We start from the raw sequence: 15,250 nt of genomic DNA on the forward strand, positions 1-15,250 counted from the left end.
GCGCGAGGCCGGGGAGGGGCGGCCGCGGCCCGGGCGACAGCTCTCGCCGTGGGAGCTCGCGCACGCGGACGGTTCGCTCCAGAAGCCCGATGCGCCCCCCGCCGCAAGCGAGCCGGGGCTCGTTCCGGCGCCGGCGAAGACACCCGCGGTGAGTACGTCCACCGGCGCCGACCCGCTCTCGCAGCAGGCCCTGGACACGCCGTTCGTGCGCCAGGTGAAGCAGGTGTCGCTGGGGGCGGGAATCGCGCTGATCGGGATGGGGCTGGGCTTCCTGGCGTTCCGCATGCGCCGGGCCGACTGAGCCGCCCCGGGCCCCTCACCTGCACCCGCGCACCCCGGGGAGGGATTTGCGTCGGACAACATACTCGGTATACATACTGAGTATGTCGATCCGCCACGGGCTGCTGGCCCTTCTGGAGCGGGGGCCCAGATACGGCTCCCAGCTCCGTACCGAATTCGAGTCGCGCACCGGCTCCACCTGGCCGCTCAACGTCGGCCAGGTGTACACGACACTCAGCCGGCTGGAGCGCGACGGCCTGGTCGTCCAGGACGACGAGGACGACCAGGGCCACGCCCTCTACGCGATCACCGACGACGGACGCACCGAGCTGCGGAGCTGGTTCGAGACTCCCGTCGACCGCAGCAACCCGCCCCGCGACGAGCTGGCCATCAAGCTCGCGATGGCGGTCGGCGCACCCGGTGTCGACATCCGTGCCGTCATCCAGTCCCAGCGCCACCACACCCTGAAGGCGATGCAGGACTACACCCGCCTCAAGGCGCAGTCGCTGAGCGACGTCCCGGCCAACCGCGACGAGGTCGCCTGGCTGCTCGTACTGGAGCAGCTGATCTTCCAGGCGGAGGCCGAGGCACGCTGGCTGGACCACTGCGAGACCAGGCTGGTACGCCTCGCCGATGCCGCCGCCACGGAGCCGGACCCCGAGGTCCGTACGACCGGACGCACCGCGTCCCGCGTCGTCCTCCCGCGCAGCCGACGCTGAGCACACACCGCACACCGCGCCAGGCGCCGAGCACACACCGCAGCACCGCACACCGCGCCAGGCGCCGAGCACACATCCGCACGCCGCCTCCCGCACGCCGCAGCCGGCCCCGACCACCGCCGGCGCGGAACCCGCGCCGCAGGCCACCCACGTACGCACCGAACAACGGCACGGTCCGCCACGGACCACTCCGCCGTCCCGGCGCCGTCGCCCCACACACCCGTTCCGAGGGGGAACCGCTCACCATGTCCTCACCCGTCCCGCCCCGATCCGCGGCGCCGACCGGCGCACCGATACCGGCCGGCGCACCGGTGCTCGAACTCCGGGCACTCACGCGCACCCACGGATCCGGCATCGCCGAGGTGCACGCCCTGCGCGGCATCGACCTCGCCGTGCACGCCGGTGAACTCGTCGCCGTGATGGGCCCGTCCGGTTCCGGCAAGTCGACCCTGCTGACCATCGCGGGCGGCCTCGACACCGCGACCAGCGGCCAGGTCGTCATCGAGGGCCAGGACATCTCCGGACTCGGCCGCAAGGGCATCGCCGCCCTGCGCCGCCGCAGCGTCGGCTATGTCTTCCAGGACTACAACCTGATCCCCGCGCTCACCGCCGCCGAGAACATCGCCCTGCCGCGCGAGCTGGACGGCGTCTCCGTGCGCAAGGCCCGCAAGGAGGCCCGGGCGGCGCTGGAGGAGATGAAGCTGCTGGAGGTCGCGGACAGGTTTCCGGACGAGATGTCCGGCGGCCAGCAGCAGCGGGTCGCGATCGCCCGTGCGCTGGTGGGGGACCGGCGCCTGGTGCTCGCCGACGAACCGACCGGAGCACTCGACTCCGAGACCGGCGAGAAGGTGCTCGCGCTGCTGCGCAACCGCTGCGACCAGGGCGCGGCCGGTGTGATGGTGACGCACGAGCCGCGGTACGCGGCCTGGGCGGACCGGGTCGTCTTCCTCCGGGACGGTTCGATCGTCGACCAGACGCTCACCTCCGACGCCGACTCGCTCCTCACCTCCGAGGCCGCCAAGTGAGCGTCTTCACCGGCTGGCGTGCCGCCCTGCGGATAGCCCGGCGCGACGCGATGCGGTCCAAGGGCCGCAGTGCACTGGTGGTCGCGATGATCGCCGTACCGGTGATCGGCGTCACCGCCCTCGACGTGACGTACAACAGCGTGACACCGACCACGGCCGAGCAGCTGACGGCCGACATGGGCTCCGCCGACGCGCTCTTCAGCGATCCGCAGATCGGCCCCATCGAGCAGCTGCCCACCGGGGACCGGTACGAGCAGGTCGACGAGAACGCGCCGCTGGACGAGAACACCCCGCCGATCGACATCAGCACCACGTTCCCCAAGGGTTCGCGGGCGATCAGCTTCCAGTCCGTCCCGGCGAGCATCACCACCGGGTACGGCATCGCCGACACCAACATCCACGAGTTCCGGACCTCGGACGAGCTGGCCCGCGGCAGGATCGAGCTCGTACGCGGTGAGTTCCCGCACGGCAAGGACGAGCTGGCCGCCACCGAACCGTTCCTGAAGTCGGCCGGGCTGCACGTCGGGTCGGTCACCACCGTGCGCAACTTCGGCAAGAAGTACACGATCACCGGTGTCGTCGAGGAGCCCGACTCGCTCAACACCAAGGCGCTGTACGCCGACCCGGGAGCGGTCATCGCCCCGTGGAAGGCCAGGTCCGACCAGGACAAGAAGGTGCTGCCGCCGAACGCCCGCACCAAGGACTGGCTGGTCAAGGGCCCCGAAGGGGTGGGAGTGACCTGGCCGGACGTCATGGCCGCCAATGAGTCCGGCGTCCTCGTCACGTCCCGTCAGCTCGTCCTCGACCCGCCGCCGGACTCCGAGGTCCCGCTGGCCAGGAAGGGCGGCAGGCCGTACCAGGACGGCTCCGAGGAGCCGAACGCACCGCTCATCACCGTGATCGCCATGGCGGTCCTGGAGATCGTGCTGCTCGCCGGCCCCGCCTTCGCGGTCGGTGCGCGCCGCTCACGCCGCCAGCTCGGTCTGCTCGGCACCTGCGGCGGGGACCGGCGCCATGTCCGGGCCGTGGTGCTCGGCGGTGGCCTGGTGCTCGGCGGCGTCGGAGCCGTGACCGGTGTGGTGGTCGGGCTGGTGGCCACCTCCGTGTTCCGCCCGATGATCGAGGCGTGGGCCGGGCAGCGCTTCGGCTCCCTCGCCCTGGACCCGATGGAGATGCTGCTCATCGCGGTGATCGGCCTGGTCACCGGCGTTCTCGCGGCGTTCGCCCCGGCGATCGTGGCGAGCCGGCAGTCCGTGCTGGAGTCGCTCACCGGACGCCGCGGCGTCCGCCGCTCCTCCCGGGTGATGCCGATCCTGGGCGCCTGCGTACTGGCCCTCGGATGTGCCGTCGCCATCTACGGCGGCACCAGCGGGAACTCCTCGCTGGTCGCCGGCGGCTCGGTGGCCGCCGAACTCGGGCTGCTCGCCTGCATCCCGATGGTCGTCGGCTTCCTCGGGCGGCTCGGCCGCGGGCTGCCGCTCTCCCCCCGGCTGGCGCTGCGCGACGCGGCCCGCAACCGTGGCCGTACCGCCCCCGCGGTCGCGGCCGTGATGGCGGCGGTCGCCGGATCGGTCGCCATCGCCACGTACATGTCGAGCACCAAGGCCGAGTCCGAATTCAACTACGCCCCCACCCTGACCCAGGGCACCGTCCTCCTCTCCGTCTCCGCCTCCGATACCGAGACCGCCATCCAACTCCCGCAGGCGCGGGCCGCCGTCGAACGGAGCATCGCCGTCACCGGCGGACACGCCGACTTCCGACGGGTCTGGGCGGGCAGCGACTGCGACCTCTACAGCACCGACGAGAACAGCTGCGGCTCGCTCGAACTGGTCAAGCCCCCCGGCAAGGACCGCGTCTGCCCACTCACCGACAAGGGCGCCAAGCAGCTCGCCGCGCGGCTCTCCTCCGACGAGCACAGGAAGCTGATGCGCTCCCCCGCCTGCCTCGCAGGCATGACGTCGGGCGTCTTCAACAGCGGTGAGAACGGCATCGTCGTGGCGGACGAGGACATGCTCAGCACCTATGTGAAGCTCGACGACCCCGCAGCCGCCGAGGCGCTGGCGGCGGGCACCCCGGTGCTGCTCAACGAGGTTTTCGCGAAGAACGGCGAGGCCACCATCAAGGCGGTCCACCGCTACAGCGCGGAGGACAAGAAGAACCGGAAGCTGCACCCCGGCAAAGCCCGGACCACCACGGACAGGCTGAAGGTGTACGTGGCACCCGCGGAGTACGCCGCCACCCCCGGGATCAACATGATCCTCCCGCAGCGGACCGCGGAACGGCTCGGCCTGCACACAGCCGAGAGCGGCAGCGTGTACACCGTCGATCACACACCCACGGAGGCCGAGCAGCAGCAGGCCTCCGGCGCGATCGAGCAGGCCGGTGGCGGCGCCTGGGTCCAGTCCGAGTCCGGCCCCGACGGACGCGTGGACGCCATGCTGCTGATCCTGACCCTGTTCGCCGGAATGGTGACGCTGGGCGCCGCCGCGATCACGACGGGGCTCGCCAAGGCGGACGCGGAGGCCGATCTCAACACCCTCAGCGCGGTGGGCGCGCCCCCGAGCGTGCGGCGGAGGCTGTCGGGCTTCCAGTGCGTGGTGGTGGCACTCACGGGTGTGGTCCTCGGCACACTGGCGGGACTGGTGCCCGCGGTGGCGCTGCGGCTGGTCGATCTGCGCCTGGCGCTGCAAGCGATGCGGGTGGATCCCACGCTGTCGGCCTACACACCGATCGAGCTGCCCTGGGCCACTCTCGCCCTGCTCGTGGTGGGCGTCCCGGTGCTGGCCGGTCTGCTCGCGACGGCACTCACCCGCTCGCGCCTCCCGCTGGCGCGCAGGGCCGGGTGACGCCTGCCGCGGAGCGATCGGCGCGGCAGGCCGGCCCACTGGTGCCCCCGCGAACGGTGGATCAACCGTTCGCGGGGGCACCAAGGTGTTGTACGGCAGGTGTGCGAGACAATGGCGCCATGGAGATGCCGAGGAATGAACGGTCGCAGGAGCACCCCCAAGTCCTCGTGGTGGGGCAGGACGGCATGGCGATCGGCGGCGGTGGCACTGACGACGAGTCGCGTGAGGTCCCGGTGACGGAAATGGTCGAGCAGCCCGCGAAGGTCATGCGCATCGGAAGCATGATCAAGCAGCTCCTGGAGGAGGTCAGGGCGGCTCCTCTCGACGAGGCGAGCCGGGTCAGGCTCAAGGAGATCCACGCCAGCTCCGTGAAGGAGCTGGAGGACGGCCTCGCGCCGGAGCTTGTGGAGGAGCTGGAGCGGCTCTCCCTGCCGTTCACCGAGGAGTCGGTGCCCTCCGAGGCGGAACTCAGGATCGCCCAGGCACAGTTGGTGGGCTGGCTGGAGGGCCTGTTCCACGGCATCCAGACGGCACTGTTCGCCCAGCAGATGGCGGCCCGGGCCCAGTTGGAGCAGATGCGCCGCGCCCTTCCGCCGGGCAGCGCCCACGAGGACGAGGACGGCAGCGGCGATCCGCACGGGGCCATCCGGTCGGGCCCGTACCTCTAGAGGGCCTGCCCCCCAGGGGGCTTGCCCTCCATCCGGTCGGGCCCGTACCTCTAGAGGGCCTGCCCCCCAGGGGGCTTGCCCCTCAGGGGGCCTGCCCAGCCCTGCACCTCCGATGTCCCGGTCCGTACCCGTACCACTCTGACGGAGAGCAACACCGAGGCCCGGCACACATGGTCTACGACCTGTGTGCCGGGCCTTTCCGTGCGGTCTGCCCGCCCCGGGTGGGGGCGGGGGCGGGGGCGGGACGCCGCGGTCTGCCTGGGAGGGCGGGGCCGGGGCGTCGCGGTCTGCCCAGGAGGGCGGAGCTCAGCCCGGCGGGGCCGGAACGTCGCGGTCTGCCCAGGAGGGCGGGGCTCAGCCCGGCGGGGCCGGGGACATCGCGGTCTGCCCGGGAGGGGCGGGGCGACGGCCCGGGAGGGCCGGAACGTCAGCCCGTCGGGGCCTGCAGCAGCACCTTCCCGATGTGCGCGCTGGACTCCAGCACCCGGTGGGCCTCGGCGGCGTCCGGCATCGGCACGATGCGGTCCACGACCGGCCGCACGACCCCGTCCGCGATCAGCGGCCAGACGTGCTCGCGCACTGCGGCGACGATGGCCGCTTTCTCGGCGAGCGGGCGGCCTCGCAGCGAGGTCGCCGTGATGGCGGCCCGCTTGTTCAGCAGGGCGCCGAGATTCAGCTCGCCCTTGACGCCACCCTGGAGGCCGATGATGGCCAGCCTGCCGTTGACGGCGAGCGCCGCCACGTTCCGGTTCAGGTACTTCGCGCCGACGATGTCGAGGATGACGTCCGCGCCGGCCCCGTCGGTCGCCTTGTGCAGCTCCTGTACGAAATCCTGCTCCCGGTAGTCGATCAGGATGTCGGCCCCGAGTTCCGCGCAGCGCGCCAGCTTCTCCGGTCCCCCGGCGGTGACCGCGACCCGCGCGCCCACGGCCTTGGCGAGCTGGATCGCCATCGTGCCGATGCCGCTCGACCCGCCGTGCACCAACAGCGTCTCGCCGGGGCGCAGATGGGCCACCATGAAGACGTTGGACCAGACCGTGGCCGCCACCTCGGGCAGCGCCGCGGCCAGGGCCGGTTCGATGCCGTCCGGCACGGGCAGCAACTGCCCGGCGGGCACCGCGACCTTCTCCGCGTAGCCGCCGCCCGCGAGCAGCGCACACACCTCGTCACCGATCGACCAGCCGGTGACACCGGGCCCGATCGCCGAGATACGGCCCGAGCACTCAAGGCCGGGGTACGGGGACGCGCCCGGCGGCGGGTTGTAGAACCCCTGCCGCTGCAACACATCGGCGCGATTGACCGCGCTGGACACGACATCGACGAGGACCTCGCCCTCGCCGGCTACCGGATCGGGCACCTCGGCCCAGACAAGTGCCTCGGGGCCGCCCGGTTCAGGGATCGTGATCGCATACATGGCGGCGAGGCTACTCCGTGGCGGATCAAGGACCACGAAGGACGCAGTACGGGGGCGGGACGGGCGTGAGGAACGGGGCGGCCCGCGCGTGAGGCGGGGCAAGCCGGGCGTGGGGCGGGCCGGACGTGGGAAACGGGGCGGGGCGGATCAGTCGCGTGGGCGTGGCAGGCCCGTGGACGGACCGTCCGACGGCGATTCGTTCGTGGCGCGCACGATGGTGATCAGACGGTCCGTCAACTGCAACGGGCTGGCCGCCGGATCGTCGTAACCCAGCAGCCGGTGCCCCCGCAACACGCTGACCACGAGGTCATCGGTCTCCCGGACGCTCTTGCCCACCTCGGCCTTTATCACCGGCCGTTCGACGAGATCGAGCCCGCTGCCCTGCTGGATCAGGTCCTCCATCACCGTGCCCGCGCTGGGGCTGAGGACCGAGAGACCCAGCAGCCGGCCCGCCGCACTCGCGCTGGTGATCACCGCATCGGCACCGGACTGCCGGAGCAACGGAGCATTCTCCTCCTCGCGCACCGCCGCAACGATCTTGGCGCCACGGTTGAGCTGCCGGGCCGTCAGAGCCACCAGCACCGCCGTGTCGTCGCGCTGGGTGGCGATGATGATCTGACGCGCCTTCTGGAGCTCGGCCCGCAGCAACACCTCGCTGCGTGTCGCATCGCCGACCACACCGACGAACCCTTCGGCGTTGGCGATCTCGATCACCTTGGTCGCCGGGTCGACGATGACGATCTGTTCCTTCTTCAGGCCGGTGGCGCACAGGGTCTGGATGGCCGAGCGACCCTTCGTCCCGAAGCCGACGACAACGGTGTGATCACGCAAGTTGGTTCTCCAACGCTTCAGCCGAAAGTCCTCGCGGGTCCGTTCGGTGAGGACCTCAAGAGTGGTGCCGACCAGGATGATCAGGAAGAGCACCCGCAGTGGCGTCACGAGCACCACATTGGTGAGCCGGGCGGCGTCCCCGTACGGGGTGATGTCGCCATAGCCGGTCGTGGAGAGGGTGACCGTCGCGTAGTACACCGCGTCCAGCAGATCGACCTTGTCGTCGGCGGCATCGTGATAGCCGCCGCGGTCCATCCAGACGATCAGTACCGTCGCGGCAAGCACCAGCAGCGCCATCATCAGCCGCTTGGCGACCTGCCGCGCCGGTCCGTCGACGACCCTGCGCGGCAGCAGCACCCGTGTGGGTACGACATGCTCGTCAGCGCGCCTGGCCATCGCATCGTGGCCGGGAAGTTTCACGTGAAACACCCTTCCGTCCACGGCATTGCCGAGGCCCACGGTAGATCGAGGATCTCCACTTCGGTGCCGGACCGTACCCCGCCGGGCGGTACGACGGCCAGCCCGTCGGCGGCAGCGATCCCACGAAGCATCGCAGGACCGTTGTAACGCAGCGGTACGACGTACTCCGCACCGCCCCCGGTTCCCGTGCCAATGGTTCCCACGCCGCCGGTTCCCGTGCCGCCGGTGCCGTACCCGCCGGCCGGCCGTCCGTCGGCGGCGCTGCCCGCCCGGTGGACCACGGGCACCAGACGGGTGTCATGCGGGTGCCCGTGCACGTCATCGCGCACGGCGACCCGGTACGACCCTTCCGTCTCCCGGCCCGCCAGCCCGCGGAGAAGAGGCTCGGCAAGCGTGAGGAGCCCGGAGACGGCGGCCAGGGGGTTGCCCGGCAGCCCGACGAGATACGGGCCCCCGTTCCTTGCCCCGCCGCCGTTCCGCGCCCCGCCGCCGTTCCGCGCCCCGCCGCCGTTCCATGCCTCGCCGCCGTTCCGCGCCTCGCCGCCGTTCCGCGCCTCGCCCCGGCTGCCCGTCGAACCGTCCGCTGGTTCCTCGTCCTTCTTGAGCCGGGCCAGCAGCATCGGGTGGCCGGGGCGGACGGCGACTCCGTCGACCAGCAACTCCGCCCCGATCTCGGCAAGGACCGGGTGGACGTGGTCGACGGGGCCCGCGGCCGTTCCACCGGTGGTGATGATCAGGTCGGCGCCGGAGGTGGTGAGGGCGTGCCGCAGGGCGGCCGCGTCGTCACCGAGCCGCTGCGGGGCCGATACCTCGGCGCCCAGCGCACGCAGCCAGGGGCCGATCATCGGGCCGAGCGCGTCACGGATCAGCCCGTCGTGCGGCAGACCGCCGGTCAGCAGTTCGTCGCCGAGCACGAGGACGTCGACGCGGGGCCGGGGGACCACGACGAGCGTGTCGTACCCGGCAGCGGCGGCCAGACCGAGAACGGCGGGCGTCACCAGCGCTCCGGCGGGCATGAGCCGATCGCCGGCCCGGCACTCCTGGCCGCGGGGCCTGATGTCCTGCCCGGGGAGCATCTGATGTTCCGCGTGGAGCAGCCGCGTGACCTCGTCCACGCGGGCGTGTTCGCTGCGGATCACGGCGTTGGCGTCCGCCGGAATGCGGGCGCCGGTGGCGATCCGTACGGCATCCCCGTCGGGAAGCCTGGCAGGGGCGCTCCGCCCGGCAAGGATGCCCAGATCCCGGGCCGAGGCCGAGGCCGGGGCCTGGGACCGCGCCTTGGCCCCGGCCGCGTCGTCAGCCCCGGACCCGGTCTCGGCTCCGGTCTCGGCTCCGGTCTCGGCTCCGGTCTCGGCTCCGGTCTCGGCTCCGGTCTCGGCTCCGGCAGCCTCGCGGACGTTCCAGGGGCCAGGTCCGGAGACGACCCAGCCGTCCATGGCGGAGGTGTCGAAGGGCGGCAGATCGGTGAGAGCGACGAGCGGCTCGGCGAGTACGTGCCCGAGCGCCCGGCCGAGGGGAAGCCGAACGGCCCGGACCCCGACGTCCGCCCCGGCCGCCCCGGCCGACCCGGACCACTCGGGCTGCACGGCCCCTCCGGACCGGGCGGCCAGTGCACGCGCCTCCGACCAGGAGGCCGTGGCCCCTTCCCGGCGCCCGTGCCAACGCCTGTGCCCGTGCCCGTGCCGGTCCTGCTCGGGGGCGGTGTCGGAGCCCCGGTCCGGGGCCGGCGAACGGGGCGCGGCCCCGGGGCCAGCCGTGGGCTCGGCCCCGGGCTCGGCCGTGGCTTCCCCTGCGGGTTCACCTGCGGGACGGGGCGTCTCCGGGGAGTGCGACTGCCTCGGGGAACCGGAATCCATTTCTGCGGATTGCGGCAGATCCGTCGTGTGCGACCGCCCCTCGGGTCGGGGCCGCCCTGTCGGGCGGGGGTCACTGGACGACCGGCCCCCGACCAGAGCTAGAGCTTGCTCGACGGCCCGTTCCTCCTCAGCAGCCTCGGCCGCCCGCACCTCTTCCGGAGTCGGGAACCGCTCCCCACCCCGAGGCCGGTCACACTCCGAAGCCCCGAATCCTGCCACCGGCCCGGCACCCGCCACCGGCCCGTCAACTGCCGAAGATCCAAAGCCCGCCACCGGCCCGGCGCCCGGCGCAGGTCCAACACCCGCCGAAGCGATATCCGCAGCCGGAGGCCGGTCCGACCCGCCGCTGTCGGCGGTCATTGCGTCTCGTTCTCGTCCGCCCAGCGAAGGGCGAGCGCCGCAGCCTTCCGGGCGGCCTCGGCCACCGCCGTGGCGCCGTCGCCGTCGCCTTCGCTGCTCGCCATGGCCGCCGCGTACCCGACCAGGAAGGTCGTCAGCGGCGCGGCGGGCCGGGCGACACCGTGGGCGGCGTCACGGGCGAGGTCGAGCAGGACGCCGGTGTCGACGTCCAGTTCGATGCCGAGTTCGTTCTTGACTGCGGTGATCCATTCATCCAGCACGGTCCCATGCTCTCTGATGCGGGCCCGCGCCGACGCAATGTCCTCCCAGGTGTCGCAGTCGAAGGAGGCGAGAGGATCGGCCTCCACCCGGGCAAGGTCGAGTTCATGCGTCAGCAGGCGCAGGGGGAGCCCGGACAGACCGCCGTGCTCGGTGGCGAGCAACGCGAGCTCACGGCGCAGCGGCTCGGCACGGTAGACGGCGACGAGAGGCTGGTCGCGGCCCTCCTGGTCGGCGCACAGAGCCCCGTCCCGCTCGCCTTCCCCGGCGGCGGCCAGCAGCGCGGCGACGGTCCCCGCCCCGAGGAACGGAAGGTCGGCGGAGAGTACGAGAACCCGTTCCGCCGTGGTCCGCCGGACCCCCGCGTCGAGCGCGGCCAACGGACCACCGCCCCGGGGCTCTTCGTGCGTCCAGACGACCGGCCGCACGGTGGAGCGGCGCCCGCCCACCACCACCGTCGTCGACGCGTCGGCACACGCCGCGAGCACCCGGTCGAGCAGCGCACGACCCCCGACCCGGATCCCGGGCTTGTCGGCGCCGCCGAGCCGCTTGGCGGCCCCTCCGGCAAGAACGATGGCGTCATACGCGGTCATGCATCCGAGTATGCGGGCCGCAGGCTTCCGTCGATCCGCCCGGTCCGCGATCGGGCCGATCGACCGGACCGAGCGAGGGGAGGAAACGGAAGCCTGCGGCAGCTCTCGCCTACAACGTGCGCAGCAGCACCGCCGGTTGTTCCACGCAGTCGGCTATGTAGCGCAGGAAGCCGCCCGCCGTACCGCCGTCGCAGACCCGGTGGTCGAAGGTCAGCGAGAGCTGGACCACCTGTCGTACGGCCAGCTCCCCCTGGTGCACCCAGGGCTTGGGCACGATCCGGCCGACGCCCAGCATCGCCGCCTCGGGGTGGTTGATGATCGGGGTCGAACCATCGACTCCGAACACCCCGTAGTTGTTCAGCGTGAACGTCCCGCCGGTCAGCTCCGCCGGGGTCAGCCGCCCGGCCCGCGCCGCCTCGGTCAGCCGGGCGATCTCCGCCCCGATCGACTCGGCATTCCTGGCCTGCGCGTCCCGCACCACGGGGACGACCAGACCCCGCTCGGTCTGAGCCGCGAACCCGAGATGGACCTCCGGCAGCCGCACGATCTCCCGCGCTTCCAGGTCCACCGTGGAATTGAGCTCGGGGAACCGGGCCAGCGCCGCGGTGCAGATGCGCGCCAGCAGTGCCAGCACCGACACCTTGGGCCCCGCGGCCGGACCGGTGGCGCCGTTCATCGCGGCTCTGGCCGCCATCAGCTCGGTGGCATCGGCATCGACCCAGCACGTCGCGTCGGGGATCTCCCGCCGACTGCGCGAGAGCTTGTCGGCGACCGCGCCCCGTACACCGCGCAACGGAATCCGCTGTGCGGCCGAGCCCGCCACCGTACGGCCGGCCGACGGCGCCACCGACACGGGAACAGCCTCCGCCTCCGGAACGGCCCCGGCCTCCGGCGCCGCGCCCCCGGCCGACAGCGGGGCGGCCGTACCCTCCGCCAGCGCCCTGATCGCGGATTCGACATCGGCCCGCAGGATCAGCCCGTCCCGTCCGGAACCCGCCAACTGCCGCAGATCCAGATCATGCTGCCGTGCCAGCTTCCGTACCAGCGGGGACACCACGGCCACCGGCCCCGGCACCGCATCCGGCACCGGATCGGAAGCCGCGACCGGAACCGCCGGAACCACCGGAGCCCGTGCCGGAACAGCCGCCGCCACCGCCGTGGGACGGATCCGCCGACGGCGCGCCACCGGTGCGCCCGTCCCGTACCCGACCAGCACATTGCCGGACGACTCCACCTCACCGGAACCAGCGCCGGCCTCGGCCCCGACCCCGGCCGAACCGGAACCAGCACCGGAGGCAGCCCCCGCCCCCTCCTCCGACCCCACCGAGACCGCCACCGTCAACAGCGGTGCCCCGACCGGAAGTTCCGAGCCCTCCTCGCCGAACCGTGCGGTCACCACACCCCCGTACGGGCACGGCACCTCCACCATCGCCTTGGCCGTCTCGACCTCGACGACCGGCTGGTCGATGGCGACGACATCGCCGACCTCCACCAGCCAGCGCACGATCTCCGCCTCGGTGAGCCCCTCGCCGAGGTCGGGCAGCTTGAATTCGAGTACCTGGGGCATCAGCTCTCCGCCTCCCACTGCAAGCGGGCGACCGCGTCCAGCACCCGGTCCACACCAGGGAGGTGGTGCTTCTCCTGCATCGGCGGCGGATACGGAATGTCGAACCCGGCGACCCGCAGCACCGGCGCCTCCAGATGGTGGAAGCAGCGCTCGGTGACCCTGGCCGCGATCTCACCGCCCGGACCACCGAAGCCGGAGGACTCATGGACGACGACCGCACGCCCCGTACGCCGGACCGAGGCGGCAACGGTCTCGTCGTCGAACGGCACCAGCGAACGCAGGTCCACGACCTCCAGGTCCCAGCCCTCCTCCACGGCCGCTTCCGCCGCCTCCATGCAGACGGGCAGCGACGGCCCGTACGTGATCAGCGTCGCGCTGCGGCCCGGCCGCCGGACCACAGCCCGGCCGATCGGCTCCACAGCCACCGGCGCCTGAGGCGACCAGTCGGCCTTCGACCAGTAGAGCCGCTTCGGCTCCAGGAACACCACCGGATCGTCGGAGGCGATCGCGGCCCTCAGCAGCCCGTAAGCGTCCTCGACCGTGGCGGGCGTGACGACCTGGAGGCCGGGCGTCGCCATGTAGTACGCCTCCGAGGAGTCGCTGTGGTGCTCGACCCCGCCGATCCCGCCGCCGTACGGCACCCGGACCGTGATCGGCAGCGGCATCGCGCCCGCCGTCCGGTTCCGCATCTTCGCGACATGGCTGATGAGCTGCTCGAACGCCGGATAGGCGAAGGCGTCGAACTGCATCTCCACCACGGGCCGCAGCCCGTACATCGCCATGCCCACGGCAGCCCCGAGAATGCCCGCCTCGGCCAGCGGGGTGTCCGTGCAACGGTCCTCGCCGAACTCCTTGGCCAGACCGTCGGTGATCCGGAAGACCCCGCCGAGCGTGCCGACGTCCTCACCGAGTACATGCACGGTCGGGTCCTGCGCCATCGAGTCGCGCAGCGCCCGCCCGAGCGCCTGCGCCATCGTCGCGGGCTTGGCCTTCGCCGTCCGCTCTCCGGCCGTCGCCGCTGCGGTGGTCATCGCCCTTCCTCCACGTCGTCCTGGCCGTGCTGGTCCTGCTCGGCATCCAGCTCGACACGCAACCTGGCTGCCTGCTCACGCAGTTGTGCGGTCTGTTCCGCGTAGACATGGGCGAACAGATCCATCGGGTCAAGCTCCGGATCGGCGTTCATCCGCTCGCGCAGCGCCGCCGCCATCCGCTCCGCGGCAGCGCGTGCCTCCTCGATCCCCTCGTCGCCGAGCAGCCCGCGCCCGGTCAGCTCCCGCTCCAGAAGCTGGATCGGGTCATGCGCACGCCAGGCCTCCACCTCGCTGTCGACGCGGTACCGGGTGGCGTCATCGGCATTCGTATGGGCGTCCATGCGGTACGTCACCGCCTCGACGAGCGTCGGCCCGCCGCCGCTCCGGGCCCGTGCCACCGCCTCGCCGAGGACCTGGTGCACCGCGGCCGCGTCGTTCCCGTCCACCAGCCGGCCCGGCATCCCGTACCCCACGGCCTTGTGCGCCAGGGACGGGGCGGCGGTCTGCTTCGCCAGCGGCACGGAGATCGCGAAGCCGTTGTTCTGTACGAGAAAGACGACGGGGGCGCGCCAGACGGCCGCGAAATTCAGCGCCTCGTGGAAATCGCCCTCGCTGGTCCCGCCGTCGCCGACCATGGCGAGCGCCACCACGTCGTCGCCCTTGAGGCGCGCCGCGTGGGCAAGACCGACCGCGTGCGGCAACTGGGTGGCAAGGGGGGTGCAGAGCGGTGCGATGCGGTGCTCGCGCGGGTCGTAACCCGTGTGCCGGTCGCCGCGCAGCAGCGTCAGTGCCTCGACCGGGTCCAGGCCACGCGCCACTGCCGCAAGGGTGTCCCGGTAGCTGGGAAAGAGCCAGTCCCGCTCCTCCAGCACCAGCGCGGCCGCTATCTCGCAGGCCTCCTGCCCCGTGCTCGACGGGTAGACGGCCAGCCGGCCCTGCTTGGTGAGCGCGGTGGCCTGCGCGTTGTACCGCCGGCCGCGGACCAGCTCCGCGTAGAGCCTCAGCAGCAGCTCGGGGTCGGCATCGGCCACGGCATCCGTACCGAGCACGCGATACGGCTCGGGGTCCGGGAGCAGCGGCGCGGGATCGGTCAGCGGCTTCCAGGCCGGGGGCGGCGTGGGCCGGTAAGCAGCCGCGCCGGGCAGCTCTTGGACCGTCATGACAAGCACCTCCTGGCATCGAGGGTTTTCGAGCGGCGTCTGTCGGCATCAGGGGATCGTCCGATGCCGAGGGGTGTCGAAATACTTCGAAATGTCGAGCGCTGTCCGAGGCACGAATGCGGGGCGCCTCACCTACCGATTGTTCGGTCGCGAGCGCATTTTGGCTACAGGCACCTCCAGCCTGTGGACAAACGGTTCTCCACAGCCTGGGATAGAGGCAGGT

12 protein-coding genes are annotated in these 15,250 nt (G+C 72.2%); 5 read left to right on the top strand and 7 right to left on the bottom strand.

Annotated features, from left to right (window positions below):
- Nucleotides 1-148: 148 nt before the first annotated feature.
- From ACFVH0_RS19835 to ACFVH0_RS19855, 5 genes are all read left to right on the top strand, one after another.
- Entirely contained in the window at nucleotides 149-301 is a 153-nt protein-coding gene (locus ACFVH0_RS19835; protein WP_385821826.1) for a hypothetical protein, read from the top strand.
- Nucleotides 302-383: 82 nt separating this feature from the next.
- Nucleotides 384-998 (top strand): PadR family transcriptional regulator, encoded by a 615-nt coding sequence (locus tag ACFVH0_RS19840; protein WP_385821828.1) that lies wholly within the window; start codon nucleotides 384-386, stop codon nucleotides 996-998.
- 245 nt (nucleotides 999-1,243) lie between these two features.
- Nucleotides 1,244-2,023, top strand: a complete 780-nt coding sequence (locus ACFVH0_RS19845) for an ABC transporter ATP-binding protein (RefSeq protein ID WP_385821830.1) — start codon at nucleotides 1,244-1,246, stop codon at nucleotides 2,021-2,023.
- The gene (locus tag ACFVH0_RS19850) at nucleotides 2,020-4,869 is read left to right on the top strand and encodes an FtsX-like permease family protein (RefSeq protein ID WP_385821832.1); all 2,850 of its coding nucleotides are present in this window, start codon (nucleotides 2,020-2,022) and stop codon (nucleotides 4,867-4,869) included. The genes ACFVH0_RS19845 and ACFVH0_RS19850 overlap by 4 nt, the downstream gene beginning before the upstream one ends.
- Before the next feature lie 119 nt (nucleotides 4,870-4,988).
- A complete protein-coding gene (locus ACFVH0_RS19855; protein ID WP_323180131.1) occupies nucleotides 4,989-5,537 on the top strand; it encodes a bacterial proteasome activator family protein in 549 nt (182 codons plus the stop codon).
- 427 nt (nucleotides 5,538-5,964) lie between these two features.
- Here ACFVH0_RS19855 and ACFVH0_RS19860 read toward each other — a convergent pair whose 3' ends face one another.
- From ACFVH0_RS19860 to pdhA, 7 genes are all read right to left on the bottom strand, one after another.
- Nucleotides 5,965-6,951: an NAD(P)H-quinone oxidoreductase gene (locus ACFVH0_RS19860; RefSeq protein WP_385821834.1), complete on the bottom strand. Its 987-nt coding sequence runs from the start codon at nucleotides 6,949-6,951 to the stop codon at nucleotides 5,965-5,967.
- 147 nt (nucleotides 6,952-7,098) lie between these two features.
- A complete protein-coding gene (locus ACFVH0_RS19865) occupies nucleotides 7,099-8,241 on the bottom strand; it encodes a potassium channel family protein (protein WP_385821836.1) in 1,143 nt (380 codons plus the stop codon).
- Nucleotides 8,199-9,788, bottom strand: coding sequence for a molybdopterin molybdotransferase MoeA (locus ACFVH0_RS19870; RefSeq protein WP_385821838.1), 1,590 nt, complete (start codon nucleotides 9,786-9,788; stop codon nucleotides 8,199-8,201). The genes ACFVH0_RS19865 and ACFVH0_RS19870 overlap by 43 nt, the downstream gene beginning before the upstream one ends.
- A 626-nt stretch (nucleotides 9,789-10,414) precedes the next feature.
- The gene (locus tag ACFVH0_RS19875; RefSeq protein ID WP_385821839.1) at nucleotides 10,415-11,269 is read right to left on the bottom strand and encodes an NTP transferase domain-containing protein; all 855 of its coding nucleotides are present in this window, start codon (nucleotides 11,267-11,269) and stop codon (nucleotides 10,415-10,417) included.
- A 109-nt stretch (nucleotides 11,270-11,378) separates the two neighbouring features.
- Nucleotides 11,379-12,836 carry a dihydrolipoamide acetyltransferase family protein gene (locus ACFVH0_RS19880; protein WP_385821841.1) on the bottom strand — a complete coding sequence of 486 codons (1,458 nt, stop codon included), beginning with the start codon at nucleotides 12,834-12,836 and terminating at the stop codon, nucleotides 11,379-11,381.
- On the bottom strand, nucleotides 12,836-13,867 hold the full coding sequence (locus tag ACFVH0_RS19885) for an alpha-ketoacid dehydrogenase subunit beta (protein WP_385821843.1): 1,032 nt from the start codon (nucleotides 13,865-13,867) through the stop codon (nucleotides 12,836-12,838). Before ACFVH0_RS19885 ends, ACFVH0_RS19880 begins: the two co-directional genes overlap by 1 nt.
- Nucleotides 13,864-15,027 (bottom strand): pyruvate dehydrogenase (acetyl-transferring) E1 component subunit alpha, encoded by a 1,164-nt coding sequence (gene pdhA / locus ACFVH0_RS19890; RefSeq protein WP_385821845.1) that lies wholly within the window; start codon nucleotides 15,025-15,027, stop codon nucleotides 13,864-13,866. Before pdhA ends, ACFVH0_RS19885 begins: the two co-directional genes overlap by 4 nt.
- Nucleotides 15,028-15,250 lie beyond the last annotated feature (223 nt).

The organism is Streptomyces sp. NPDC127117, from assembly GCF_042677325.1.
Classification (GTDB): Bacteria; Actinomycetota; Actinomycetes; order Streptomycetales; family Streptomycetaceae; genus Streptomyces.